At 66.2% G+C, this 24,140-nt stretch carries 24 protein-coding genes; 11 read left to right on the top strand and 13 right to left on the bottom strand.

Annotated elements, in window-relative coordinates; translation table 11 throughout:
• Positions 1 to 5 precede the first annotated feature (5 nt).
• The 3 genes from NA2_RS21285 to NA2_RS12020 are packed head-to-tail and all read left to right on the top strand — an operon-like array spanning position 6 to position 3,227.
• A complete protein-coding gene (locus NA2_RS21285) occupies positions 6 to 500 on the top strand; it encodes a TRAP transporter small permease (protein ID WP_008597170.1) in 495 nt (164 codons plus the stop codon).
• Positions 497 to 1,783, top strand: coding sequence for a TRAP transporter large permease (locus NA2_RS12025; RefSeq protein ID WP_008597168.1), 1,287 nt, complete (start codon positions 497 to 499; stop codon positions 1,781 to 1,783). Before NA2_RS21285 ends, NA2_RS12025 begins: the two co-directional genes overlap by 4 nt.
• Positions 1,784 to 1,823: 40 nt before the next feature.
• Positions 1,824 to 3,227, top strand: coding sequence for an FAD-dependent oxidoreductase (locus NA2_RS12020; protein WP_008597166.1), 1,404 nt, complete (start codon positions 1,824 to 1,826; stop codon positions 3,225 to 3,227).
• A 22-nt stretch (positions 3,228 to 3,249) separates the two neighbouring features.
• On the opposite strand, the gene NA2_RS12015 is transcribed toward NA2_RS12020, so the two are convergent.
• The gene (locus NA2_RS12015) at positions 3,250 to 3,909 is read right to left on the bottom strand and encodes a GntR family transcriptional regulator (RefSeq protein WP_051011630.1); all 660 of its coding nucleotides are present in this window, start codon (positions 3,907 to 3,909) and stop codon (positions 3,250 to 3,252) included.
• Positions 3,910 to 4,304: 395 nt separating this feature from the next.
• Here NA2_RS12015 and NA2_RS12010 point away from each other — a divergent pair, with 395 nt between their 5' ends.
• Both NA2_RS12010 and NA2_RS12005 read left to right on the top strand, forming a co-directional pair.
• Positions 4,305 to 4,742, top strand: a complete 438-nt coding sequence (locus NA2_RS12010; protein WP_008597162.1) for a MerR family transcriptional regulator — start codon at positions 4,305 to 4,307, stop codon at positions 4,740 to 4,742.
• On the top strand, positions 4,657 to 5,844 hold the full coding sequence (locus NA2_RS12005) for an MFS transporter (protein ID WP_202803243.1): 1,188 nt from the start codon (positions 4,657 to 4,659) through the stop codon (positions 5,842 to 5,844). Before NA2_RS12010 ends, NA2_RS12005 begins: the two co-directional genes overlap by 86 nt.
• Positions 5,845 to 5,862: 18 nt before the next feature.
• Here the strand turns inward: NA2_RS12005 and NA2_RS12000 are convergent, their stop codons facing one another.
• The 5 genes from NA2_RS12000 to NA2_RS11980 form a co-directional block, all read right to left on the bottom strand.
• On the bottom strand, positions 5,863 to 6,969 hold the full coding sequence (locus NA2_RS12000; RefSeq protein ID WP_008597160.1) for a Gfo/Idh/MocA family protein: 1,107 nt from the start codon (positions 6,967 to 6,969) through the stop codon (positions 5,863 to 5,865).
• Positions 6,966 to 8,360 carry an L-fucose/L-arabinose isomerase family protein gene (locus NA2_RS11995; RefSeq protein WP_040677620.1) on the bottom strand — a complete coding sequence of 465 codons (1,395 nt, stop codon included), beginning with the start codon at positions 8,358 to 8,360 and terminating at the stop codon, positions 6,966 to 6,968. Before NA2_RS11995 ends, NA2_RS12000 begins: the two co-directional genes overlap by 4 nt.
• On the bottom strand, positions 8,353 to 9,387 hold the full coding sequence (locus NA2_RS11990; protein ID WP_040677618.1) for a tagatose 1,6-diphosphate aldolase: 1,035 nt from the start codon (positions 9,385 to 9,387) through the stop codon (positions 8,353 to 8,355). Before NA2_RS11990 ends, NA2_RS11995 begins: the two co-directional genes overlap by 8 nt.
• 30 nt (positions 9,388 to 9,417) lie before the next feature.
• Entirely contained in the window at positions 9,418 to 10,323 is a 906-nt protein-coding gene (locus tag NA2_RS11985; protein ID WP_008597157.1) for a PfkB family carbohydrate kinase, read from the bottom strand.
• Positions 10,324 to 10,420: 97 nt separating this feature from the next.
• The gene (locus NA2_RS11980; RefSeq protein ID WP_008597155.1) at positions 10,421 to 11,422 is read right to left on the bottom strand and encodes an aldose epimerase family protein; all 1,002 of its coding nucleotides are present in this window, start codon (positions 11,420 to 11,422) and stop codon (positions 10,421 to 10,423) included.
• A 108-nt stretch (positions 11,423 to 11,530) separates the two neighbouring features.
• On the opposite strand from NA2_RS11980, the gene NA2_RS11975 reads away from it, so the two are divergent.
• The 6 genes from NA2_RS11975 to dctP all read left to right on the top strand — a co-directional run bounded on the left by NA2_RS11975 (position 11,531) and on the right by dctP (position 17,237).
• Positions 11,531 to 12,322, top strand: coding sequence for a GntR family transcriptional regulator (locus NA2_RS11975; protein WP_008597154.1), 792 nt, complete (start codon positions 11,531 to 11,533; stop codon positions 12,320 to 12,322).
• Between the two features lie 84 nt (positions 12,323 to 12,406).
• Entirely contained in the window at positions 12,407 to 13,258 is an 852-nt protein-coding gene (locus tag NA2_RS11970; protein ID WP_008597152.1) for a sugar phosphate isomerase family, read from the top strand.
• A gap of 2 nt (positions 13,259 to 13,260) precedes the next feature.
• Positions 13,261 to 14,115: a ChbG/HpnK family deacetylase gene (locus NA2_RS21280; protein ID WP_008597151.1), complete on the top strand. Its 855-nt coding sequence runs from the start codon at positions 13,261 to 13,263 to the stop codon at positions 14,113 to 14,115.
• Entirely contained in the window at positions 14,103 to 14,747 is a 645-nt protein-coding gene (locus tag NA2_RS11960) for a TRAP transporter small permease (protein WP_008597149.1), read from the top strand. The genes NA2_RS21280 and NA2_RS11960 overlap by 13 nt, the downstream gene beginning before the upstream one ends.
• Positions 14,748 to 14,750: 3 nt before the next feature.
• Positions 14,751 to 16,118, top strand: coding sequence for a TRAP transporter large permease (locus NA2_RS11955; RefSeq protein ID WP_008597148.1), 1,368 nt, complete (start codon positions 14,751 to 14,753; stop codon positions 16,116 to 16,118).
• Between the two features lie 57 nt (positions 16,119 to 16,175).
• Entirely contained in the window at positions 16,176 to 17,237 is a 1,062-nt protein-coding gene (dctP, locus tag NA2_RS11950; RefSeq protein ID WP_008597147.1) for a TRAP transporter substrate-binding protein DctP, read from the top strand.
• A 268-nt stretch (positions 17,238 to 17,505) separates the two neighbouring features.
• Here dctP and NA2_RS11945 read toward each other — a convergent pair whose 3' ends face one another.
• The 7 genes from NA2_RS11945 to NA2_RS11915 form a co-directional block, all read right to left on the bottom strand.
• Positions 17,506 to 18,504, bottom strand: coding sequence for an Ldh family oxidoreductase (locus NA2_RS11945; protein ID WP_008597146.1), 999 nt, complete (start codon positions 18,502 to 18,504; stop codon positions 17,506 to 17,508).
• Positions 18,504 to 19,433 carry a hydroxyacid dehydrogenase gene (locus NA2_RS11940; protein ID WP_008597145.1) on the bottom strand — a complete coding sequence of 310 codons (930 nt, stop codon included), beginning with the start codon at positions 19,431 to 19,433 and terminating at the stop codon, positions 18,504 to 18,506. The genes NA2_RS11945 and NA2_RS11940 overlap by 1 nt, the downstream gene beginning before the upstream one ends.
• 11 nt (positions 19,434 to 19,444) lie before the next feature.
• Entirely contained in the window at positions 19,445 to 19,918 is a 474-nt protein-coding gene (locus NA2_RS21780; RefSeq protein ID WP_040677616.1) for a tripartite tricarboxylate transporter TctB family protein, read from the bottom strand.
• Positions 19,915 to 21,435 carry a tripartite tricarboxylate transporter permease gene (locus NA2_RS11930; RefSeq protein ID WP_040677614.1) on the bottom strand — a complete coding sequence of 507 codons (1,521 nt, stop codon included), beginning with the start codon at positions 21,433 to 21,435 and terminating at the stop codon, positions 19,915 to 19,917. The genes NA2_RS21780 and NA2_RS11930 overlap by 4 nt, the downstream gene beginning before the upstream one ends.
• Before the next feature lie 69 nt (positions 21,436 to 21,504).
• Positions 21,505 to 22,482, bottom strand: a complete 978-nt coding sequence (locus tag NA2_RS11925; protein WP_008597144.1) for a tripartite tricarboxylate transporter substrate binding protein — start codon at positions 22,480 to 22,482, stop codon at positions 21,505 to 21,507.
• A gap of 98 nt (positions 22,483 to 22,580) precedes the next feature.
• Entirely contained in the window at positions 22,581 to 23,762 is a 1,182-nt protein-coding gene (locus NA2_RS11920) for a UxaA family hydrolase (protein ID WP_008597143.1), read from the bottom strand.
• Positions 23,763 to 23,779: 17 nt separating this feature from the next.
• Positions 23,780 to 24,067, bottom strand: coding sequence for a UxaA family hydrolase (locus tag NA2_RS11915; RefSeq protein ID WP_008597142.1), 288 nt, complete (start codon positions 24,065 to 24,067; stop codon positions 23,780 to 23,782).
• Positions 24,068 to 24,140: the final 73 nt, after the last annotated feature.

Genomic DNA, 24,140 nt, shown 5'->3' with positions numbered 1-24,140 from the left:
TCGCAATGCTAAGCTTCAACAGTGTCGGTCGCGCCATCCAGCGCGTTGAAATCGCGGTCGCATGCGTGGCGCTGGTCGTCATCGTCGTTGCGACCGCCATCGGGGTCATCTCGCGCTCGGTGTTCGATTCTCCGGTGATCTGGACGAGCGAGCTGTCCCTTCTGGCTCAGGTCTGGCTCACCTTCATCGGCGCCAGCGCCATCTACAAGAAGCGCGGGCATGTCGGGGTAACGGGCGTGCTCGAGGCGATGCCGCCCCTTCTGGCCGACATCGCCGGCCGGGCGCTCGACGCGGCGCTGGCCGTCCTGCTCGTCCTGGCCGGCCTTGCCCTGTTCGAGCTGATGGGCAGGCAGTGGGAGCAGACGCTGTCGACCCTGGGCCTGCCGCGTGCGCTGACCTCGCTGCCGGTGGTCTGGGCCATGTTCTCCATCGCCGCCTCGGCGCTGCTGGCGGTGATCGGCGGCCGGGGTGCCGTCTCCACGGAGGCCGTATCGAAATGAGCCTCACCCTTCTGCTCGGCGGTTTCGCGCTGTTCATGACGCTCGGCACGCCCGTGGCGCTCGCCTTCCTGGTGGCGGCTGTGCTCTATCTCCTGTCCTCCGGCATTCCGCTGTCGGTTGCCGGGCAATCCCTGATCGGCGGCATCTACAACTACACGCTGCTCGCCGTTCCGCTCTACATTCTGGCGGGCGAGCTGATGAACAGCGGCGGCATCACCCGGCGGCTGTTCGATTTCGCCTCGGCGCTGGCCGGGCATGTCCGTGGCGGGCTCGGCCATGTGAACGTGGTGGCCAGCATCATCTTTTCCGGGATTTCCGGCTCCTCCTCCGCCGATGCGGCGGGGCTCGGCCGGGTCGAGATCGAGGCGATGCGGAAGGCCGGCTACCGGGCGGAGTTCGCCGCCGCGATCACGGCGGCTTCTTCCGCGATCGGCCCGATCATCCCGCCCAGCATCCATCTGGTTCTTTATGCGGCCATCGCCGAGGTGGGCGTCGACTACCTGTTCCTGGGCGGCATCCTGCCCGGCCTCGCCATGGGCGCCTGCCTGATGTCGGTCATCTACCTGCTCGTCCTGTTCAAGCGGGAAGACTGTCCGGTGCAGGAATGGGCGGGCATGCGCACGCTCGCGCGCGCCTTCTGGAACGCGCTCCTGCCGATCACCGCTCCGCTGGTCATCGTCGGCGGCATATTGAGCGGGTATTTCACCCCAACGGAAGCCGGTGTGACGGCGGTTCTGTACGTGGCGGCGCTGGGGTTCATCCTGCGCGAGCTGCGGGTCCGGCAACTGGCCGAGGCGGTTGTGCGGTCGGTGCATTCCTCGGCCGTGGTCCTGTTGATCCTCGCCGCAGCCCAGGCGTTCGCCTGGGGGCTGACGGTGGAACAGGTTCCCGAGGCGATCGCCCATGGCCTGCTCTCGATCAGCGAGGACACGACCGTGGTGCTCGCCATCATCCTGGTGGTGCTGGTCATTCTCGGCATGTTCGAGAGCGCGTCGGCGAACCTGGTGATCGTGACGCCGATCCTCCTGCCCATAGCGATGCAGCTCGGGATCGACCCGGTCCATCTGGGCATCATCATCGTGCTGGCGCTCACCATCGGCGTGGTGACGCCGCCGGTCGGCATGTCGCTGTTCATCGTCGCCGACATCTCGGGGCTGCCGGTGGGCCGCATCGCGCGGGCGACGCTTCCCTATGTGCTGGCGCTGATCCTGGCGCTCGTGCTGACGACCTATCTTCCCGACCTGGTTCTGCTGCTGCCCCGTCTCTACGGCTATGCCGGCTGATCCAGCTCCCAGACATCATCCACATCGAGGTTTGCCAATCATGTCCAGTCCGATCGATCATCACTCCTATGACGTCGTCGTCGTCGGCGCGGGAAGCGCCGGCGTGGCGGCTGCGATCAGCGCGGCCGAGGCCGGCGCGCGCACGGCGCTCATCGAGGCAGGCGGCATGCTCGGCGGCGAGCTGCTGACCGGCATGACCATCGACGGGGCGATCAATGCACGCGGCGAACAGATCTCCGGGGGCGTGCTGGACAAGCTGATGCAGCGCTGCGAGGCGCTGGGCGGGTTCGTGCGCCGGCTCAGCGACTGGCGGCTCATCCAGTATTTCGCCTATGACCCGGAGATCATGAAGATCGCGGTTCCGCAGCTGGTCCACGAGGCGGGCGTCGATGTCTATCTGCACAGCTATGCGGAAGACATCGTCATGCATGACGGCAGGATCGACGGCGTCATGGTGCGCAACAAGTCGGGGCGGAACCTCCTGACGGCACGGACGATCATCGACTGCTCCGGCGACGGCGACATCTGCGCGGCGGGCGGCGGGACGTTCCTCGCCGCCGGCGAAAAGGAGCGCATGCAGCCGGTCTCGATGATGTTCCGCATGGCGGGCGTCGATACCGCCGCGCTGCTGGAATTCGTCCGCAGCCATCCGGAGTATGTCGCGGTCGGGGAGAGCGAGGCGATCCGGGGAAACCGGAGCGACGCCGAGCTGGTCGAGGAGATCCATCGGCAGGGGCAACCCTGCGTGTTCTTCAAGGGGGACGGCCCCCTGCTGGGCCAGGCCATCGACAGCGGCGAGCTCTACCCGACGGCGCTGATCATGATCCAGCCGACCTCCGAGGCGCGACGCGAGGTGTGCGTCAACAGCACGCGGGTGACGCTCGACAACCCGATGCACACGCGCGAGCTTTCCGGCGCGCTGGGCGCCCTGATGGGGCAGGTGCACCAGTGCATGTCGTTCCTGCAAAGGCGCGTTCCCGGGTTCGAGGGCGCGACCCTGTCCGGTCTTGCGCCGAAGATGGGCATCCGCGAAACGCGCCGCGTGGCGGGAGAGTATGTGCTGACCTCGCAGGACGTGAGAACGGGCCGCAAGCGCGCGGACGGCGTCGCCAAGGGCTGCCACCATATCGACATCCACCAGGAAGGAACGGGCCAGGTCCGCATTCCCGTGGCGGACGGCGGGTCCTATGACATTCCGTTCGATTGCCTGGTGCCGCTAGGGCTGAAGAACGTGCTGGTCGCCGGCCGCTGCTTTTCGGCGGAAAGGGAGGCGCATGCCTCGGCGCGCGTCATGGGGGGCTGCATGGCGATGGGGCAGGCCTGCGGCATCGCCGCCGCCATGGCCGGCGAGCGGAACGCGGATTTCGACGTCCGCGACACGGATGTCGTCGAGCTGCGCCGGCGGTTGACGGAAGTTGGCGCGGTCCTGGAAGGCACCCACTGACGGCAGTCCGGCCGCCGGATGTTCAGGCGTCGATCCTGCTTTCCACCGAGAGCTGGGTCGCGCCGTTGTGCCGCGCGGCGGCGGCGAGAAGACCTTCGAGGCTGTCATCCTCGATGGCCTTCAGCATGTCCGCATGATGGGTGTTGGAAAGCTGCATGCGTCCGGGCTGCTGGAGGGACGTGCGCTGGTAGCGCTCGGAGAGGTCGTAGAGCTTGACGATGATGCTCTGCAGATGCCGGTTGCCCGCCGGCGCGTAGGTCTGGAGGTGGAAGTTCCGGTTGGCGACCATGAAATCGTCCAGGTCTCCGCGCTCCGCCGCCGCCTCGCACGATCTCAGGCTGTCCCTGAGCGTACCGACGACATCGGGCGTGTAGTGCGGCCAGGCATCCGTCAGCGCCCATGCTTCCAGACGCTGGCGCGCCGCGTAGAGCTCGACCATGTCCTCGAGCGTGAGGGGCGAAACGATTGCGCCCCTGTGCGGCAGCATGTCGATGAAGCCCTGCTCCTTGAGCCGGTCGAGCGCCTGGCGTATCGGGAGCCTGCTCATGCCGAGCTGTTCGGCGATCTGCTCCTGCTCGAGCCGCTCCCCCGCCGGCAGTTCGCCGTTCAGGATCATGCGCCGGATCTCCGAGGTCGCGTACTCGGCCGCACTCGAATATGCTCGTTTGCCTGTGATCTTCATGCCTGAACGCTGGGGTTGCGCAATTTATTGATCCTTGATCCAAGACGAGAGAGTGGCATCTTTTCGTTTCAAGGTCTAGGTCGTGGACGCACTCCGCAGCGGACGAGCGTCTGCTCCGGCGGGAGGCTCGCAGCGTCGACATGCGACGCGGGTGGCACGGCGCCCCGATGCCTTCGCGCGACACCCTTTTGCGTGACGGGGCGGCCAAGCAGGCGTCGATGCCACGCGCAGGCATCCGGTTTTCCCCATATCAGAGCACATGACGGCGCGCCAATGCCGATCCGCACATGCGCTTACCTCAGGCCCTTGGCGCAGCGCTTCCGTTTTATCTGGATTGCGGCTTGACATTGACACTAGTGTCAAGGGGCTAGAACAGCGCTCGAAAGGGAAGCACGATGCTGATCCAGGATGCCGCGAAAGCCCTTCAGGTGAGCCCGCGAACGTTGCGGCACTACGAGGGCAAAGGGCTGCTCCACCCGGGCCGCGACGCCAACGGCTACAGGCGCTACACGCCGGCCGACATCAGGCGGGCGGCGCGGATTCGCGACCTGATCGCGACCGGCTATTCGACGCGGGAGATCATGGCGATCGCGCCCTGCCTCGACGACGCAAATGCCGGCGCCTGTCACGATGCGGTGGCAGGCCTCGCGCACAAGCTGCAGCAGATCGACCGGCTGATGGCCGGGCTGTCGAAGACACGGCAGGCGGTGATCGAACAGCTGGATTCGCTGAAGGCTTCCCTTGGTGATGAAAACCAAGCGAGTGAGCCTGTTCATGAACGCCTTCAAGCATCCGTTTCTCTTCCTCGTCGCCTTTCTCGTGGGGGCCGATGAGTTTCTGCTCGGACCGATCCTCACGCCGATAGGCAACGACCTGGGCGTCGTCCCGGAAAGGGTGACGCTGTTCGTGACGGCCTACGCCCTGCCGCTGGCGCTGCTCGCGCCGCTGTTCGGCTTCCTGTCCGACCGGCACGGGCGCCTGGCCGTGCTGCTGCCGTCGACGGCGGTGTTCGCCTTGGCATCCGTCCTGACGGGCTTCGTCTCCAGCTTCGAATGGGGCATCGCGACCCGCGCCCTCACCGGCGTCGCCAGCGCCGGCATGCTGCCCATCGCCTTCGCGCTCGCGGCGGACGAGAGCGAGGAAGCGGCCAAGAGCATCGCCTTCGTGATGAGCGGACTGACGACCGGCCTGATGGCCGGGCCGGGACTGGGCGCGTATCTGACCGAACTGTGGTCGTGGCGCGCAGCCTTCGTTGCGCTTGGGCTTGCAGCACTGGCCGTGGGTGCGATCGGGCCGGCCGTCCTGCGGAATGGAAGGAGGCCGGAACGTCAGCGTCGAACCGGGCCGGGAGGCGGCAGGCTCCTGGTGCCCGGCACGGTCGGATCGCTGTGCGGAATGTTCTTCGGCCTCGGCGGCGCAGTTGGAATCTATTCGCTGGTCGGCGAGCGGCTGCGCGACGGCCTGTATCTGGACACGCAGCAGGTCGGCCTCGTCTATGTGGGGTTCGGCGTTCTTTCCGTCGCCGGAAACGCGCTGGCGCCGGCCGCGATCAGGCGGATCGGCGGCGGCAGGCGCGCGATGCGGCTGGCCATGGCGCTCGTCATCGTCTGCCTGGCGGTTGTGTTCGCGCTTCCCGATCCAGCGCTCCTTGCTGTCGTGCTGGCGCTGGGCGTCTGGGCGGTTGCCGGAGGGATCGGCGCGCCGGGGCTGGAAGCGCATATCGCAGGTCTTTCGCAGACGCATCGCGGCGTCCTGCTGGCCCTCAGCACCAGCGCGGCGAATCTCGGCGTCGCATTATCCGCCGCCCTGGCCGGAGAGGCCTATCTGCGCGGCAGCCTCTGGGTCGCCGGGCTCGGCTTCGTGCTTCTGTCCATATCCGTCATGGCGCTGGCCAGGCCGCGCGGCGCGGCCAGCGCGACGGAGAATGCCGGTTGAGCGCGGCGCGGGACACTCCTATTCCACGCGGTAGTCGCCGGTTCCGATATCGACGCTGCCGCGCCTCAGGATGGACTCCTGCGCCGCCAGTCCCATGACGACTGCCTTCAGGCCGTCGGACAGGGAGACGTCCGGCTCACCGCCCTCGCGCAGCATCCTGTTGAAGCGCTGGTGCTGGATGAAGGTCGAACCGTGATGGTCCCCGCGCTTCAGAAGCTCGGGATCGACCTCGATGGTCTCGACCGTTTCGGCGCGCGTGTCCCGGCGCGCCACGACGAATTCGGCATTCTTGTGCCGGCCGTCGGGTTCGAACCGGCCGGGGCCGGGCACGCGCGCCTCGAGCAGGGCGCTGGTGCCGATGGCGCTGACGCGCTCCTGAAAATGCGAGCCTTCCGCGAACATGCACAGTTCGAGCATGGCGCTGACGCCGTTGGCGAACTCGACGAGGGTGAAGGCATGGTCGAGAACGTCCGGCACCCTGCCGTCGTAGCGCTCGTCCAGATGGTTGACTGCCTGGCCGCCGATGGACTGCACGCGGACCGGCTCGCTGCCGGTCATCAGCCGCATCAGGTCGAAGAAGTGGCAGCATTTCTCCACCAGCGTCCCGCCGGAAGAGGCGTTGAACCGGTTCCATGAACCGACCTTCTCGAGGAAGGGATAGCGGCGCTCGATGATCGAGACCATCTTCAGTTCTCCGGAGCGCCCGGCCCGCAGTTCCTCCAGCAGCCGGGAGACCCCGGGCATGTAGCGGTATTCCATCGCCACCCAGATCGGCGCACGGGCCTCGCGTGCCTTGGCGGCAATGCGCCTGGCCTGCGCTAGGTCCTTCACCACGGGCTTCTCGATCAGCACAGGGCGCCCGTCGTCGATCAGCCGGTCGAGGATGTCGGCATGGGTGTGGTTGGGCGAGGCGACCAGGAACGCGTCCGCATCGGTGCTGCCGAGCAGATCGCGCATGTCGGCGTGGAGGGCGACGCCCGGGCCGGCCAGCGCCGCACCCGCGGCGCGCATCGCCGCATCGGGCTCGGCGATGGCGACGATCTTCGCATCCTCCACCAGCGCGAGATTGCGGATGTGTTCCTGGCCCATCATGCCGGAGCCGATGATGGCGTATCTTATGGTCATTGCGTGAGATCCAGAACAGGCAGGCCGAGGCCATGCGCGACGTGTTCGAGCGCATCGCGATGGTCGCCGTAGACGAGGGCGAGATGATGTTCCAGTCCGGCAGCGAGGAGGCGCTGCCGGACTGTCTTCGCCGCGGTGTCGAAGCGCACGACACCGGACGTTCCCGAAAAGGAGGGCGGTGCGGCGATCATCTCGCCGCCTGCCACCACCATGGATTGCGCGCCGCGCGCCTGGCTGATGCGCGCCAGCGTGACGCGCCCCGGCTTCAGCGGAAACTGGAACAGCAGGGGCATGCGGCGGTTGGAGTGTATCGTCGCCTCCAGCGGCGCTGCCGGATCGGCCATCGAGGCGGGGGCCTGACCGCAGTGCCAGACGACGCCCGTATCCGTGGCATCGTCGATGTCGACGATGTCGGCCAGAAACGCCGGAGCGTCCGAAAGCGCCTGCAGCATCAGCGAGGTGAGGGCGCCGTAGACATCGGCCTCGCAGGCGCAGGGCGTCCGCTTCTCTCCCATCATGCCGACAGGACCGCAGATGGCGCCGCCATATTCCGTGAAGGTCTCCGGCCAGCAGCGCAGGGCAAAGCCGTCGAACCGTCCCCGTTCCTTCAGCGCATCCAGGGCGCCCTTGAGCCGGAGCGAGCGAAGGAGCTGGTCCGGGTCGAGTTCGCCGATCCCCGAGACGGCGGAGCATTCCTCCAGAAGCGCGCCGACGGCGCTGTCCGGCACTTCGCGGGCGGCGGCGAACAGGTCCTCGAGCGCCACCGGCTCCACATGGGCATCGCAAAGCCTTGACAGGCGCGCCGGCTCATAGGCGCAGGTATCGAAGCCCGCCGGATGGGCGCCGATGCGTCCGATGCGGGCGCCCCGCAGGGCGTCCAGCCCCCTCGCTCCCGCCTCGGAGGGAACAGGCTCCGCCACGCGTGTCCGGGGCGGCGCGGCGGGTTCCGCCGCGAGCCAGCCGGCGATTTCGGTTTCGATGGCGGGCGCATCCGGTGCCGCGTAGAGGCTGATGCAGGGCACGTTCCTCAACCCGAGCGCGTGCGCCGCCAGATTGAGGCCGCAGAAGGCATTGAGCCTCAGGCGTCCGCCGGTGCGCGGTTCCGGAAGCGCCCAGATGTAGAGCGGCAGTCCCGTCCGCTCGGCGATCATGCAGACGGCTTCCGCGTCGGTGAAGGTGCTCTGCACGACGACGATGCCGTCCAGTTTTTCCTCCGCGATATCGTCCAGCGCCGCCGTGACCTCGGCATTGTCGAAGAGGATCGCGCCGGTTCCGGCAAGCCTGCAGTCCTGCATGCGCAAGACCTCGACCGCACGCGCGGCGCAGGCGCGCGCGTAGTCCACGTCGAAGGTGGCGCGCCCGAGGACGAACAGGCCCAACTTTCTAGCCATGGTCGAATTCCGGGTAAACGGCGCGGAACCCGGCATCGTCCGGCGCGAAAAGCTTCTGGCCGGCAAAGCGCGGGTGGTCGAACCAGGGCTGCGCATGGTCGTCGGTCAGGCGGTTGATGCGCTCCATATAGGCGACGGCGTCACCGCGCAGGCCTTCCTCTATCCGCTGCCAGTCCGGGAAATGCGCGAAGGCGTCCAGCCAGATCGCGCGACCGGCGAGATAGCCGGAGGCGCCGGCGGCATAGGCGTGCCGCAGGATGGTCTCGAATTCCGGCTTGCCCGCACCCGCCGAAAGCATGACCCAGGGCCTGCCGGCAAGCCGCCCCATCTCGCGGAACAGGCCCGCCACGTCGATCGTATCGTTTTCGAGATCACCTGCCGCGACCGGGCTCTCCAGCTTGAACACGTCCACCCCGTATTCCGGTCGGGCGAATTCCTCGACGCTGGCGAGGACGTGATCGGCGCGCTTGGTCTTCATCTCCACATAGTCCCGCGTCTGCTCCGCATCGGAGGCCAGCGGGTAGACGAGCAGCTCGAACAGGAAGGGAATGTCGTAGCGCGCACAGGCTTCGCCGATCCGGCGCGTGAAGGCCTGCTGGGCCTGGCGGATTTCGGCCGCGGCGTCGGGCCGGTACCAGGCCAGAACCTTCACGGCGTCGCCGCCGGCGCGCTTGATCTTGCCGACGGACCAGTTGTCGATTTCCGAGGAAATCCGCCCGCCCGGCGTTTCCTCGAACAGAGAATCCTCCAGGGTGAGGATCAGCCCCTTCTGCGGGGACAGGACATCGACGGCGCGCGGATAGGCGAAATGCGGATCGAGCAGGAGGGCGGTGGACTGGTCCTGCAGCGTCTCTACGAGAAGGCGCTTGAATTGCGCCACGTCGTCATAGGGCGCCTCGGCGGTTCCGCGCGCCTTGGCGATGGGGTTCTTGATCGGGGGGCGCTGGTCGACCGCCGTCATCTTGAAACGCCCGGCGGCATCCGCCATGCGGCGAAGCCCCCAGTATTTTCCGGCTGATACGCTCATTGTCGCTCCCCTTGTGATTCTATCGGCGGCTCAATGCAGCGTGCCGCCGCCGGTCATCAGCGCGAGCGTTTCCTCGCGCCCCGGCAGGGCTTCCTGACCGGTGCCGTTCATGCATTTGAGGCCGGCCGCCGCATTGGCGAACCGCACCGCCTGGAAGACCGAACGCCCCTCGCCGAGGCCCAGCGCGAAGGCGCCGTGCCAGACATCGCCGGCACCCAGCGTGTCCAGCGTGCGCACGGCAAAGGCCGCGACATGCGCGACGCCGCCCTGGTCCAGATAGATCACGCCCTTCTCGCCATGGGTCACGCCGAGCCAGGCCTTGAAGCGTTCGGCGCAGTATTTGAGGCCGAGCACCACGTCCTCCTCGCCCGAATAGCTGCGCAGCCCCTGGGTGGAGAAGGCGATGTGCGTGCAGAGCGCCATGGCGCCCTCGAGCGCCTCCAGATCGCTTTCAGCGTCGAGCACGGACGGGATGCCCCGCCTGGCGGCCAGGGCGGCGAGGCGCTCGGCCCCTTCGGGCCAGCGCGGATCGAGCAGGACCGCGTCCACGCCATCCAGCAGGCTTTCGCTCAGCATGTCGGCGGAAACGGCGAGGTCCTTGCCGCGAAAGTTCACGATCTGCCGTTCGCCGTCCTCGTCGATATAGACCGCCGAAACCGGGGCGACAGCACCCGGCAGAACGACCGAGGGCGACCAGTCCACGCCCGCGGCGTCGAGTTCCGCCATGATGGTCCGCGAGTTGGCGTCTTCGCCGAGGCGGGCGCACAGGCTCGCCGAGCCGCCCAGCCGCTGGATCGCCAGCGCCGCGACGGTCGCCGGCCCGCCGATCTGAGCGCGGTAGCTCTCCGCGCGGTATTTCTCGCCGCTTTCGGGAAAAGCAGGGAGTTGGAACACATGGTCGAGAACGGCCATGCCGAGGGTCAGGATGCGAGCCATCGAGAACTCTTATATAGGAATCTGACATTCTGATATGTCAGAATTCTTCTATAGGATATTCATATGTCTTTTACAAGACTGATGGCGCGATCCGCATTCAGCCGATCTCGATGGCGCAGCGATGCCGGTAGGGCGCGCCCGGCTCCACGAAGGGGTTCGGGAAATGCGCATGGTTGAGTGAGCCGGGGAAATTCTGGTCCTCGAGACACACGCCGCCGAACGCTTCGTAGCGCGCTCCTGCCAGCCCTAGCGCGGGAACGTTGAGCTTCCAGCCATTGTAGACCTGGATGCCCGGCTGGTCGGTGAAGAGGCGCAGCGACAGCGACCCATCCGGCGCGGTGAGGATTGCGGCGGGCTGCGCGCGGTCGCGGCGCGTGTCGAGCACGAGATTGTGGTCGAAGGACAGCGGCTCCCCGTCACCGTCGCGCAGGGTCTTTTCCGTCCGGAAGTCGTAGCTCGTGCCGTCGACGGGGAGGATCGCGCCCGTGGCGACCTGGCCCTCGCCGACCGGCGTATAGGCGCCGGCCTCGATTTTTAGCCGGTGATCGAGCACATCGCCGCGTCCCATCAGGTTGAAGTAGTTGTGCTGCACCAGATTGACCGGCGTCCGGCAGGACGGATCGGCGGTGAAGGTGATTTCGAGCCGGTGCCCGGTCAGGCGGTAGCGGACCGCGATGGCGAGCGCGCCGGGATATCCCATGTCGCCATAGGGGCTTTCCAGGGAGAGCTTTACGGAGGCGCCGTCATGGTCCTCGATGCGCCAGACCTGCTTGCCGACGCCGCGCGGCCCGCCATGCAGATGGTTGCTTCCCTCATTGGCGACAAGGCGATGCAGCCGCCCATCGAGCATGAACGCGGCGCCGGCGGTGCGGTTCGCCACCCGACCGGCGACGGCGCCGAAATAGGGGCTGTGCTTCGGGTAGGAATCGAAGTCGTCGAAACCCAGCGTGACCGATCGCAACGTGCCGCCGACCGGCACTTGCCAGTCGCGGATCGCCGCCCCATAGGTCATGATGGCGACCCGAACCCCCTCCCGCGAGGAGAGAACGACTTCCTCCACGTCCCGTCCCTCGAACGAGCCAATCACCCGACGCTGCATCCGTTTCCTCCCGATTGCGTCCTGCCCCTCGGAGACAATATGGTTGGCACCAGCCGGCAGACGCGGTATCAATACCTATAACTTTTATATAAGAGTTTGGACATAGGCGTGACCGACAGCAATGATGGCAACGGCGGAACCGGAGCCGCGACCGCCTCCGTTTCATCTTCGTCCGGGCGCGCGGGCATGCAGCTCGGATACACTCCCCTTTACATGCAGGTCCGGCAGCAGCTTCTGGACAAGCTGATCTCGGGGGAGTGGCAGCCCGGCACGCTGCTGCCTTCCGAACAGCAGCTTTCGGTGCAGATGGGCGTGTCGCAGGGCACTGTCCGCAAGGCGCTCGACGCGCTGTCGGCGGACCGCATCGTCGTCCGCCACCAGGGTCGCGGCACGTTCGTGGCGGAGCACGACCAGCGGCGCACGCTCTTCCAGTTCTTCAAGATCGCCGACGACAAGGGTGACCGGGTTCTGCCGGAAACCGTCTACAGCCAGCTGAAACGGGCCGAGCCGAGCGCTTCGGAAAGCAGACTGCTTGGTCTGCGCCCGAAGGGTGACGTCTGGCGCATTGTCCGCCACCGCGCGCTGAAGGGACGGGTCATGCTCAGCGAGCAGATCGTGCTTTCGGCGGATCGGTTCCCGGGTCTCGACGTGCATGTACCGCTGCCGAACAACATCTACGAGCTGTACGAGCGGCATTTCGTGACGACCGTCACGCGCGCCGCCGAACAGCTTCGGGCGGTGGCCGCCTCCGCCGAGGATGCGGACGTGCTGGGCTGCTCCGAGCACATGCCGGTGCTGCAGATCGATCGCCAGGCATTCGCCCTCAACGGGGCGCTGGTCGAGCTGCGCCGCAGCAGGTGCCTTACCGAGCAGTTCCACTATGCCTCGGATCTTCGATAGGCCGATCGAGGAGGTAATCGGGCGTGATTGACGGAATTCATATATAAGAGTTATAAGAGTCGTTCACTGTGGGAGGAGGACGCCTTGGGAGCGTATCAGGGCATAGACGCGGATACCCAGGCCGCGCTGCGGGCGGACGAGCAGGCCCTGCGCGCCTTCGACCGTCCGGCCCTTTCCGTTCACGACGATGCGGAGGCCCTGTGCCTTGCCATGGCAGAACGGCTGTTCGCCGACATCCGCGACTGTCTTCGGGAGAAGGGCGTCTGTTCGCTGATCGTGCCGGTCGGCCCGGTGGGGCAGTACCAACTGCTGGCCGAGCGCTGTGTGAAAGAGCGCCTTTTCCTGTCCGGCGTCACCTTCATTGTGATGGACGAATATCTCCAGGGCGACAATACCTGGATCGGCGAAGACGATCCGCTGAGCTTTCGCGGCCATATGCGGCGTAACTTGGTGGAACGGCTGCCCGAGACCATGCGGCCCCGCCTGATCGTGCCCGACCCGCACGAGCTGGATGCGATCCCGCGCCTGATCGAGGCGCATGGCCTCGACTTCGCCTATGCGGGGGTCGGCATCACCGGACATCTGGCGTTCAACGACCCGGTGGAAGGGGTGACCGACGCGGACTGGTTTGCCGCGCTGCCGACGCGCATCGTGCATCTGTGCGAGAAGACGCGCCTGATCAACGCCGTCACCGCGGCGCGCGGTAACATCCAGAGGATCCCCGTCATGGCCGTCACGGTCGGGATGAAGGAGATCCTGAGCGCGCGCAGGCTGCGCATCTGGATGAACCGCCACTGGCAGTCGGCGGCGATCAGACGGATGCTGCTCGCCCCGGAGACTGCGGCGTTTCCCGCGTCGCTGGTGCGCCGCCACGCTGATTTCTCGGTGGATGTCACCACGGAGGTTCTGACCATGCCCGAACCGGGATTGAGGTAGCGATGACCGCCCGGACCTTCCTGCCGCATCTCGACGATGTCGGGGCCACCGCCGGCTCGGTGACCGCATGGAAGGCCCTCCGCGCCGCGGGCACCGTGACCAGCGCGTCCGCCATGGTGCCCTGTCCCTATTATCCGATGGCCGTCGAGGACCATCGCGAAAATCCGGGCCAGGACATGGGCGTCCACGTTACCCTGACATCGGAATGGAACCGCTATCGCTGGCGGCCGCTGTCGGGGAAAGCGGGCGGTCTGGTCGATGACGAGGGCTTCTTCCACCGGCGGCCGCAGGAGGTGCTGAAGAGCGCCGACCCGAACGCGGTGGAGGATGAGATCGCCGCGCAGGTGGAGCGCGCCATCGCCGACGGTCTGAACCCGACCCATCTCGACGCGCATATGGGGACGGCCTATCTGCCGGGCTTCATGGAGCGCCTGTGGGCGGTGGCCTCACGGCACGGGATCCCCGTCCCCTTCTTCCGCAATGCGGGCCAGCTTTTCGACGCCGTCCGGGTGCTTCCCGCCGATGACGGGCTTCACCGGGAATATCTCGCCGAAGCCAGCCGGCGCGGAGACCCGATCTTCGACGATTTCATGATCGGCTTCACGCCGGAGGGCGAACCCGCCGGCGCCTTCTTCGCGTGTCGCATAGCGGCGGCCGGTCCCGGCCGGCACTGGCTGGCGCTGCACGCCAACGCGCCGGACGATACGGCGACCTTCGCCCCGCACATGGTCTGGCCGCGCACGCAGGAGCATGCGCTGTTCTCCGGAGTGGCCGGGGCCGAACTCTTCGCGGGCAGCAGCGTGATCAACTGGCACGACCTTCCGAAGCGACAGGAGGACGGCGCATGCGTCTCCTGATTGATCTCATGGGCCGGCTGAACCGCGTGATGTCGAATCTCGGCGTCATGATCGCCTGCATCTTCCTGACGACGATGACGGCGGCCATCATCCTGCAGGTGATCAGCCGCGAGCTGCGCGCGCCCATCGGCTGGACCGAGGAGATCGCGCTCGCTTCGATGGTCTGGGTTTCGTTCCTGATCGGGCCCTGGGCCTATCGCCATCACCAGTTCACGCGGATCGACGTTCTGGTGGAGGCGATGCCGGTGCGCCCGCGAACCTTCTTCAACGTTCTGATCCACCTGCTCGAGGCCGGCCTCCTGATCGGCGCGATCTACTACAGCTGGCTGTTTTTTTCCGGCGGCAACAGCCTGCTTCCGCAGACGACCCGGCTCATCCGCACGCTTGCCGCACCGCTCATCGGCGCGGAGGCCGCAGGCTCGATCGTCGTCAAGAACAAGTATGTCTACGTCATCCTGCCGATCGGCTTTGCCGGTCTCCTGATGATCTCGGTCGAGCATATCCTGAAATCCGTCCGCGCCTTCGTCAGCGGCGAGGAGGACATACGCAATTTCGACCTCGACGGGATGGCGCGCCTGCCGGAGGGCGAGGCGGCCGCCAGGGACGCGGACGACGCAGAGGGGAGGGGCTGAGACATGGGCGGCTTTGCATTTGCCTTCAAGGGCCTCACTGTCTTCTGGGGCTTCCTGATCCTGCTGGCGCTCGGCGTGCCGGTCTTCTTCGCGATGATCGGGGCCGGCGTGTTCCAGCTCTGGCAGATCGAGCGCATGGCGTTTCTCGGCATGCAGGTGAACCGCGTCTATTCCGGCATATCCTCGTTTCCGATCATGGCGGTGCCGTTCTTCATCCTCGCTGGCGAGATCATGAATTCGGGCATGGTGACGCGGGCGCTGGTCGATTTCTCCCGCGCCATGCTCGGCCATATCCGCGGGGGGCTGGCGCATGTGAACATCGCGGCCAGCGTCCTGTTCGCCGGTCTGTCCGGCTCCGCTGTCGCCGACACGTCGGCGCTCGGCTCGATGCTCATCCCGGCGATGGAGAAGAACGGCTATTCGCGCAAGTTCGCCGCCGCCATCACCGCTGCCAGTTCGGTCATCGGGCCGGTGATCCCGCCGTCCGGGCTGATGGTGCTCTATGCCTTCGTGATGAATGTGGACGTCGCCCGCATGTTCCTCGGCGGCATCGTTCCGGGCCTGATGCTGGCCGGCGCGCTGATGGCGGTCACCGCCTTCATGGCGCACCGGTTCGATTTTCCCGTCGCCAACGAGCGGATGGCGTGGAAGCAGCGGGGGCAGGCGGGCCTGCGCGCCTTCTTCCCGCTGCTCACGCCCATCATCCTTCTCGGCGGCATCCTGTCGGGCTATTTCACCCCGACCGAGGCCGCGGCCGTCGCGGTCGCCTATGCGCTTCTCCTCAATATCGGGGTGAAGCTTGGCCACCGGTTTGGCCTGATCGACGAGGACGGTTTCGGCCTGCGCGCCTTCTACGGAATCCTGAAGCGCACCTCCATCCAGTCGGGCGTCGTCCTGCTCCTGGTGGGCGTCGCGAGCGGTTTCAGCCAGATCGTCGCCATCGCGGGCGTTCCCGCCATGCTGACCAATGCCATGCTGTCGGTGTCCGACAACGTGCTGGTGTTCCTGCTGCTGGTGAACATCTTCCTGTTCATCGTCGGCATGGTGCTCGACGCGGGGCCGGCCATCCTTATTCTCGGGCCGATCCTGGCGCCCGCCGCCACCGCCTACGGCATTGAACCGGTGCATTTCGCCGTGATGATGTGTCTCAACGTGACGGTCGGCCTGGCGACGCCGCCGATGGGCCTCGTGCTGTTCGTCGCCACGTCGATCTCCGGCGCGCGCTTCTCGGAGATCGTCCGCGCCATCATCCCCTTCTTGATCGCCGAGATCGTGGTGATCCTGCTCGTGGCCTACATCCCGGTCCTCACGCTCGGCCTGCCCTGGCTGTGGGACAACTGGGGCACCATCGTTTCCGGCATCGGAGGATGACCGGCAAGTCTCAACAAGAGCACTGGGAAAGTGCCGTGCAAATCAATGGAGGTATGAATGAGTGTTCTGAAACGCGCCCTTGCGGCTTCTGCCGTGGCCCTGAGCCTGTCGGCCCTGCCGGCATCCGCCCAGGAAGCTGAATTCAAGCTGGTCACGCCGCTCGCGACCGGCGAGGACAACTACAACTACCAGGCGGTCCAGGCGTTCCGCCATCTGGTCAATACCAAGTCGAACGGACGCATCGACGTGGAGATCTACACGGGCGGGACGCTGTGCGCTTCCGGCCGCGAGTGCTTCGAAGGCATGCAGGCGGGCCTGGTCGACATCTATCAGTCGAACTTCGGCGAGCCGGGCAATCTCTGGCCGGCCTTCGCGGGCCTCGACCTGCCCTACATGCTGCGCGATGACGAGGTCGCCGAATGCGTGTTCGATGATCAGGACTTCATGAGCATGCTGCGCAAGGGCATGCTGGATGAGACCGGCAACATCCGTCTGATGGTGGTGTCCAACTCCGGCGGCTGGCGGAACTTCGCCACGACCGGCAAGCCGATCAAGACGCCGGAAGACGTCAAGGGAATGAAGCTGCGCACCATTCCCGCCGAGATCCAGCAGGAACTCGTGCGCCAGCTCGGCGGCGCGCCGACGGGCATCTCCTGGCCGGAGGTCTATACCTCGCTTGCGACCGGCGTCGTCGAAGGCACCAAGAACGGCATCACCGACATCGTGGCGATGAACTTCCAGGAACACCTGAAGCACATCACGCTCGACGGGCATGCCTATATGGGCGGCACCTGGTTTATCAACAACGACAAGTTCATGTCGATGCCGGAGGACCTGCGCAAGATCGTCGTCGAGGGCTTCGACGTGATCGAGCAGTATCTGCGGGCCTATCCGAAATACCACGAGGTGCGTTCCTACAAGGCCTTCACCGATGCCGGCGGCACGATCCATAGCCTGAGCAACGAGGAGAAGGCGGCCTTCCGCCAGGCGGCCAGCGGGATGGAGACGTGGTTCACCGGCCAGGACCCGGCGAACCAGGCCTTCCTCGACAGCTACAATGCCGCCATCAACCAGTGCACGGCCTCCGTGGATGCGAGGCTTGGTGCGGCCGCGCAGTGAGCTGAAACCAGCAATGCGATGACATGGCCCCCGGCCTGCCTGGCCGGGGGTTTTTTCGTTTGAAGAGCAATCGGGTGGGTCGGGGGCCGGGTTCCTGCCTTGTGCCTGGCAAGGGTGTTGTGCGTGGTTCGACAAGCTCACCATGAGGACGGGTGGGGGCTGCATGACTTACCCGCGCCGCTACGGAGCCGGACTCACTGCAATGCCCGGCATCCCTCATGGTGAGCTTGTCGAACCACGCACAACGTCAATGCAGCAGCATCCTGAACTACCGGCCCAGCGCCTCGATCTCCCGCAGCAGGGCGTCGTCGCAGGGCACGCCTTCGGCAAGCAGCCTCGCCTTGAGCGCCTGCCGGCGTCGGCCGGGAAGGCGTGCGCCGTCCATTCCGTCGATGGCCCCGGCCAGAACCGCGAAACGGTCCAGCGCGCCATCGCCGAACGCCGTGGGATCGATGGCGATGACGAGCTGGCCGGTGCCCGGCGCGGCGCCCTCGCCGTCGAAGAAGGAGCTGGCCTCGTAGCCGTAATTGGCGCCGGTCAGCCCGGCGCAGAGCAGCTCCACCATGATCGCGAGCGCCGTGCCCTTGGCGTCGCCCATCGGCACCATCGTGCCCTTCAGCGCTTCCTTCGCGTCGGTGGTCGGGTTGCCGTTCGCATCGAGCGCCCAGCCCTCGGGGATGTCCCTGCCTTGCTGGCTGGCCGCCATGATCTTGCCGCGGGCGACCTTCGACAGGGAGATGTCCACGACCACGGGATCGGCGCCGTCAAGCGGCGCGGCGAAGGCGATCGGGTCCGTGCCGAACAGGGCGTGCCGGCCGCCCCATGGCGCCATGGCGCCGGGCGTGTTGGCGAACAGAAGGCCGACCAGCCCGTCCTCCGCGAGCTGCTCGACCACCAGACCCGCCACGCCGCAATGATGCGAGCGGTGGATGCCGGCCATGGCGATGCCGTTCCGCCGGGCGGCGGCGGGCAGCCATGCGAGCGCCAGCTCCAGCGCGGGATAGGCGAAACCGTGCGCGGCGTCGACCGAGAGGGCGGCGGGCCGCGTTTCCCTGGAACGCGCGGCGGCCATGCCGTCCACCTTGCCTGACAGCGCCTGCGCGCAATAGGAGGGCATGCGGCGAAGTCCGTGGCCCGCCTGGCCCGCCAGCTCTGCGCCGAGCAGGGCGCGCGCCACGGCCTGCGCGTTCTCCCGGCTGGTGCGGCAGCGAATCAGCGTCTCGGTGACCAGCGCCGTGATCTCATCGGCGGAGAGAAGTCTCGTCATCACTGACCCCGCAGGTGCTTGAGAATGGTCTCGGCCGTGACGCGGCTGACCCGAACATTCGATTCCACTGTTACGCCGGCGATGTGCGGCGTCAGAACCAGATTGCGGATGCCTTCGAACTTCGTGCCTGCCGCCGTCGAAAGCGGCTCTTCCTCGAAGACGTCGAGCGCCGCGCCGGCGAGCTTGCCCGCCCGCAGGGCCGCGCACAAGGCGTCCTCGTCCACCACGCCGCCACGGGCCGCGTTGATCAGGATGCCTCCCGGCTTCATGGCCGCGAGCAGCGATGCGTCGATCATGTGCCGCGTCTCGGGCGTCAGGGGCGTATGCAGGCTCACCACGTCCGCCTCGCGGACGAGCGCCTCCAGCGTGCGCCTGCCCGCCGATTGCCAGGCCGGATGATTCTCCGGCAGGAACGGATCATGGGCGATGACCGACATGCCGAGCGCCTGCGCGCGCGTCGCCACCTCGCGGGCGATCGCGCCGAAGCCGACGAGGCCCATCACCTTGCCGGAAAGCTCGCGCCCGATGAGCGCCGAACGGGGCCATTCGCCGGCGATCACCCGGTCGCTATAGAGATAGGCGTCGCGCAGGAGGTTGAACGCATTGGAGATCACATATTCGGCGACAGCCAGATCGTTGGCGCCCGTCGCAGGATAGACGGCCACGCCGCGCGCGCCGCAGGTATCGGTGTCGATGTTGTCCAGCCCGACGCCGAGACGCCCGACGCATTCCAGCCGGCCGGCGGCCTCTAGGAGCGCGCCGCGCAGCTGGGTGCGGTTCCGCACCACCAGCGCCCGCGCCGTGGCGACCATGTCGCGCAGCGCCCCGGGATCGTCCACCAATGCGGGATCGTAATGCGTGTCGAATTCCGCGCGCAGCATGTCGACCGCCGCCTCGTCCATGAATTCCGTGATGATGATGTCCGTCATGATCGTCCAGTTCAGAAGAGAATGCCGCGTGGCATCGGTATGTTGAGAACGCTGTTCATCAGGAGATAGAAGCAGATCACGAGCGCGAGCACCGCGCCAAGCTGGATGGCGAGGCGTCCGGGCGACAGCCGTTCGAAAAGGCCCGTGAACATCAGGATCGCGCAGGCGGCGAGACTGGTGACGAACATGCCGATGACCGGGAAGAGGAGCGCCCAGCCGATCATCGTCGCCAGCAGGACGATGCGGCGGCCGAGGCCCTCAGCCTGATCGCCGACCGTGCTGCCGTTCTCGACGGCCTCGCCGCGATATCCGCGCATGGCGGCGAAGACATAGAATGCGGCAAGAAGCGCGAGCGCGGCGCCCACCGTGCGCGGGAACATGGCCGCCAGCGGCGTCATCTCGAAGCTCATGGCGAAAACCGCTGCCCCGACGAGGAAGAAGAAGACTGAGCCGACGATCCCGGCGATATCCCTGCCCGCGTTCATGGTTGTGCCTCCTTGCCGTTGCCGGACCTTGCGCGCAGCAGCCTCAGGAGCGGCAGGCCGAGCGTGATGACGATCAGCGCCACGATGGCCCAGCTGATCGGGCGGTCAAACAGGAGCTGCCCGCCGAAATTGTCGCGTGCGCCGCCGATCATGTAGGCGCGGATGAAGCCCTGCTCGGCGATCTGGCCGAGAACCAGGCCGAGCACGATGGGCGAGGGGCCGAAACCGCCGAGGCTGAGCAGCCACCCCAGAACGCCCATCAGGACCATGACCACGACATCGTGCGGGTTGGAATGGATGGCGAAACTGCCCACCACCGTCATGAAGGCGATCAGGGGCACGAGCAGCGATTTCGGCGTGTTGACGATGAAGCGATAGGCGTAGCGGCCGATGAGCAGGCCGACGGGCAGCATCATCAGCGTGGCGATGAGCAGGCCGAACATGAAGATGTAGACGATGCCGCTCTGCTGGGTGAACAGTTCGGGTCCGGTGCGGATGCCCTGGACGAGGAGCGCGCCGAGGATGACCGCGTCCGGCGGAGTGCCGGGAATGCCGAGCACCAGCGTCGGGATGAAGCCGCCGCCGACGGTCGCGTTGTTGGCGCTTTCGGTGGCCAGAAGGCCGCCCGGTTCTCCCTTGCCGAAACGCTCGGGATGGCGGCTCGAGCGCCGCGCCTCCGAATAGGAGACGAGCGATGCGATCGAGCCGCCGGCCCCCGGCAGGATGCCGATAAGCGTGCCGATGGCGGAGGACCTGACGAGATTGACCGTGTTCTTCGCGCAGAGGCCCAGCGCCTCGAAAAAGCGGAAGCCGCGCCCGAGCGGCGCCGGCTCCAGATGCCGGTCGGGCCGGGCGACGAGATCGATCAGGACGGGAATGCAGTAGAGTCCGATCAGGGCGGAAACGATGTCGATGCCGCCGAGCAGCGCCGACGAGCCGAAGGTGAAGCGCACGTCGCCGCCGACGACCGCCACGCCGATCATGGACAGGATCAGGCCGAAGGCGCCGCCGATCAGGCCCTTGATGACGTTGCCGGTGGAAAGGCTGGCGATCAGGGTCAGGCCGAGAATCGCGAGCCAGAAATACTCGCTTGACTGGAAGGCCAGCGCGATGTTGGCGAGAAGCGGCGAAAGCGTCATCAGCGCGATGGCGCCGATCACGCCGCCGACCACGCTGGCGAGCGTGGCGAGCGTCATCGCCAGATCGCCATCGCCGCGCTTGGCCATCGGGAAACCGTCGAAGGTGGTGGCGATGGCCGAGGGCGTGCCCGGCGTGTTGACGAGAATGGCGGCATAGGCGCCGCCATAGATGGCGCCGGTGTAGATCGCGCCCAGCATGATCAGGCCGGAGGCCGGATCCATGGCGAAGGTGAACGGTACCAGGACGGCGATGGCCATCGTCGCGGAAAGCCCCGGCAGCGCGCCGATGATCGTGCCGAGGACAACACCGAGCAGAGCCAGCAAGAGATTGAACGGGCTGAAAGCCTGGACGAGAACGGAACCGAGATCGAAGGCCAAGGACAGCTCCCTGCAATGACCGGGGGACGGGCAGCCGGCGGCGTACCATGCCGCCGGCGCTAATGGCTGTTACTTCAGCGAGCCCAGCTGACGGGCCACGTCCTCGTAGATCTTCTGCCGCTCGCCCATGAAGGCTTCCATCCCGTCATAGGGAACATCCAGCATGGCGAAGCCCGCCTGTTCCATCTCCTTGATGAATTCGGGGTCGGCATTGATCTGGCCGATGATGTCGGAGAGCTGCTGGCGCACCTCCTCGGGCGTGGATTTCGGCACGGCGATGCCGCGATAGGCGCCGCCCACCATGTCGATCCCCAGTTCCTTGAAGGTCGGAACGTCCGGGAAGAGGGGATGCCGCTTGTCCTGTGCGACGGCCAGCATGCGCACCTTGTCGCCCTGACCGGCGGCCACGGTGGTGTAGCCCCAGAGCAGTTCGACCTCGCCGCCGAGCAGCGCGGGGATGGTGGCGCCGGTGCCGGTGTAGGGGATGTATGTCATCTCGGCGCCGGTCAAGGTCGAGAAGCGCTGGTTGGCGATGTGGTTCGCCGTGTTGGTCGCCGTGCCGCCGACCGTCAGCGCCCCGGGGGTCTCCTTCGCCGCGTCGATCACCTGCTGGATCGTTTCGAACTTGCTGTCCGCGCGGACGAGAAGCGCATCCGGCGTGAAGTGGAACATGTAGATGTTCGTCAGGTCGGCGGTCTCGTATCCCGGCTTCTGCAGGAGCGGCTGCAGGATGATGTGGGGCAGGTTGGTGCCCATGATCGTGTAGCCGTCGCCCGGCTGGTCGTTCAGCACGGACCAGGCCTGCGCGCCGCCGGCACCCGCCTGATACTGGATGATCAGGTCGTCTCCGGTGATCTTCTTGAAATAGGGTTGCTGCAGGCGGGCGGAAATATCGCTTTCGCCGCCGGCATTGAACGGAATGATGTAGTTGACGGGCTTGTCCGGAAACGCGAATGCGCCGCCCGTTGCCCAGAGGACCGTGGCTACGGTCGCCAGTACGCCAAGTTTTTTCTGCCCGAGTTTCTTCAGCCCAAGTTTCTTCAGCATTGTCATCCTCCCATGATTTCCTGAAGCGTATCGCCATCGCCTGCTCGTCAGGCGATGGAAAACGGCGAGGCCCCGCAACGCGCGGGGCCTCGGTGGAATCAGGCGCTTCGGTAGAGTTTGGTCATCACGAATTCGCGGTGACCCAGCGCCTCGGCGGCGGTGTTCCGCCCGTTGGACGTGCGCACGATCATGTCGATCAGCGCGTCGCCGGCATCGTCGATGGTCATCTCGCGGCGCAGGATTCCCGACACGTCGACATCCACATGCTCACCCATGGTGCGCACGGTGCGCGGGTTCGCGGTGATCTTGATGACCGGTACGATCGGATTGCCGATCACGTTGCCCTGGCCGGTCGGGAAGGTGTGCACCACATAGCCGCCCGCGGCCATCAGGGTCACGCATTCGGCGGCGGCCGAAGACGTGTCCATGAAGTAGAGACCCTTGCCCGACTGCGGCGCCTCCGCCGGCTCGAGAATGTCGATGTATTTCGACGTCCGGCCGATCTTTTCCAGATTGCCGAGCGCCTTTTCCTCGATGGTGGTCAGGCCGCCCTCGATATTGCCCTTGGTGGGCTGGGATTCGGAAAGATCGTCGGTCTGGTTGGCGAAGATGACGTCGTCCTGATAGGCCTTCCACATCTTGTACCAGCGCTCGCCGACCTCGTCGTTGACAGCCCGCGCCTTGCAGATGTGCTCGGCGCCGGTGATCTCCGAGGTTTCGCCGAAGCACCCGTAGATGCCTTCGGGCAGGAGCTTGTCATACATGTTGCCGACGGTCGGGCAGGAGCCGAGGCCCGTGGTCGTGTCGCTCTCGCCGCATTTGGTGGAGACCCAGAGTTCAGAGATCGAGCATTCCTCGCGCTGCAGCTCGGATGCGTAGTGGACGAATTCCTTCGCCTTGCGCGAGGCATCCATGATCGTCTTCAGGTCGCCGTTCTGCTCGATCGAGAAGCCCGCCACCGGCTTGCCGGTCTCGGCGATGCCGTCGGCGATCCGCTTGGTCCAGCCCGGTTCGATGCCGATGACGATCACGGCGGCGACGTTGGGATTGGCACCGGTTCCGATCATGGTGCGGAAATGCAGGTCGAGGTCGGCGCCGAACTGCAGGCGTCCATAGGCATGCGGCAGCGCCAGCGTGCCCTTGATGTTGTTGGCGACCGCCTCGCAGGCGGCGTTGGAGATGTCGTCCACCGGCAGGATCACGACGTGATTGCGGACGCCCACGCGGCCATTGTCGCGCCGGTAGCCCTTGAAGGTGAGGTTTGCGTATTTCGATGCCATCGTGCTTGCTCCCCGGCCTACCAGCGCTTGGTCTTCAGATTATGGACATGGACATGGCCGCCCTTCTTCACGTCGGCGACGAACTTTCCGATGTCCTCGCCGTACTTGATGGCCGTGTCGCCGGAGCCGATATCGCTCAGCGCCACCTTGTGACCGATCGGAACGTCGTCGTTCACCTCCAGCTCGAAGCTCGAATTGTCGTGCGTCACCACGCAGAGCATCTTCGTGCCGGCTTTCAGGTTTTCGACGACGACGACGCCGACATTGTCCTTCTTTTCATGAACCAACAGGTGGGGAACCGTCACGAATGATCTCCTCTCAAACGGTGTCTGGCCGGTGTCTGGCGCAAGACTTATGTCTTATATAAGATATAAGCTA

Origin of the sequence: Nitratireductor pacificus pht-3B (genome assembly GCF_000300335.1) — a bacterium.
Classification (GTDB): domain Bacteria; phylum Pseudomonadota; class Alphaproteobacteria; order Rhizobiales; family Rhizobiaceae; genus Nitratireductor; species Nitratireductor pacificus.
Note: the sequence above shows the minus strand (reverse complement) of the source record. Positions and strands in the feature narration are given on the sequence as shown.

Bases quoted from the DNA above. Each gene is read 5' to 3' on its own strand.
- NA2_RS12005 (WP_202803243.1), top strand. From the start codon at position 4,657: ATGAAAACCAAGCGAGTGAGCCTGTTCATGAACGCCTTCAAGCATCCG.
- NA2_RS12010 (WP_008597162.1), top strand. From the start codon at position 4,305: ATGCTGATCCAGGATGCCGCGAAAGCCCTTCAGGTGAGCCCGCGAACG.
- NA2_RS11955 (WP_008597148.1), top strand. From the start codon at position 14,751: ATGGGCGGCTTTGCATTTGCCTTCAAGGGCCTCACTGTCTTCTGGGGC.
- NA2_RS21280 (WP_008597151.1), top strand. From the start codon at position 13,261: ATGACCGCCCGGACCTTCCTGCCGCATCTCGACGATGTCGGGGCCACC.
- NA2_RS11990 (WP_040677618.1), bottom strand. From the start codon at position 9,387: ATGAGCGTATCAGCCGGAAAATACTGGGGGCTTCGCCGCATGGCGGAT.
- NA2_RS11980 (WP_008597155.1), bottom strand. From the start codon at position 11,422: ATGCAGCGTCGGGTGATTGGCTCGTTCGAGGGACGGGACGTGGAGGAA.
- NA2_RS11985 (WP_008597157.1), bottom strand. From the start codon at position 10,323: ATGGCTCGCATCCTGACCCTCGGCATGGCCGTTCTCGACCATGTGTTC.
- NA2_RS12020 (WP_008597166.1), top strand. From the start codon at position 1,824: ATGTCCAGTCCGATCGATCATCACTCCTATGACGTCGTCGTCGTCGGC.
- dctP (WP_008597147.1), top strand. From the start codon at position 16,176: ATGAGTGTTCTGAAACGCGCCCTTGCGGCTTCTGCCGTGGCCCTGAGC.
- NA2_RS12015 (WP_051011630.1), bottom strand. From the start codon at position 3,909: ATGAAGATCACAGGCAAACGAGCATATTCGAGTGCGGCCGAGTACGCG.
- NA2_RS21780 (WP_040677616.1), bottom strand. From the start codon at position 19,918: ATGAACGCGGGCAGGGATATCGCCGGGATCGTCGGCTCAGTCTTCTTC.
- NA2_RS11940 (WP_008597145.1), bottom strand. From the start codon at position 19,433: ATGACGGACATCATCATCACGGAATTCATGGACGAGGCGGCGGTCGAC.
- NA2_RS11945 (WP_008597146.1), bottom strand. From the start codon at position 18,504: ATGACGAGACTTCTCTCCGCCGATGAGATCACGGCGCTGGTCACCGAG.
- NA2_RS21285 (WP_008597170.1), top strand. From the start codon at position 6: ATGCTAAGCTTCAACAGTGTCGGTCGCGCCATCCAGCGCGTTGAAATC.
- NA2_RS12000 (WP_008597160.1), bottom strand. From the start codon at position 6,969: ATGACCATAAGATACGCCATCATCGGCTCCGGCATGATGGGCCAGGAA.
- NA2_RS11925 (WP_008597144.1), bottom strand. From the start codon at position 22,482: ATGCTGAAGAAACTTGGGCTGAAGAAACTCGGGCAGAAAAAACTTGGC.
- NA2_RS11995 (WP_040677620.1), bottom strand. From the start codon at position 8,360: ATGGCTAGAAAGTTGGGCCTGTTCGTCCTCGGGCGCGCCACCTTCGAC.
- NA2_RS11960 (WP_008597149.1), top strand. From the start codon at position 14,103: ATGCGTCTCCTGATTGATCTCATGGGCCGGCTGAACCGCGTGATGTCG.
- NA2_RS11920 (WP_008597143.1), bottom strand. From the start codon at position 23,762: ATGGCATCGAAATACGCAAACCTCACCTTCAAGGGCTACCGGCGCGAC.
- NA2_RS12025 (WP_008597168.1), top strand. From the start codon at position 497: ATGAGCCTCACCCTTCTGCTCGGCGGTTTCGCGCTGTTCATGACGCTC.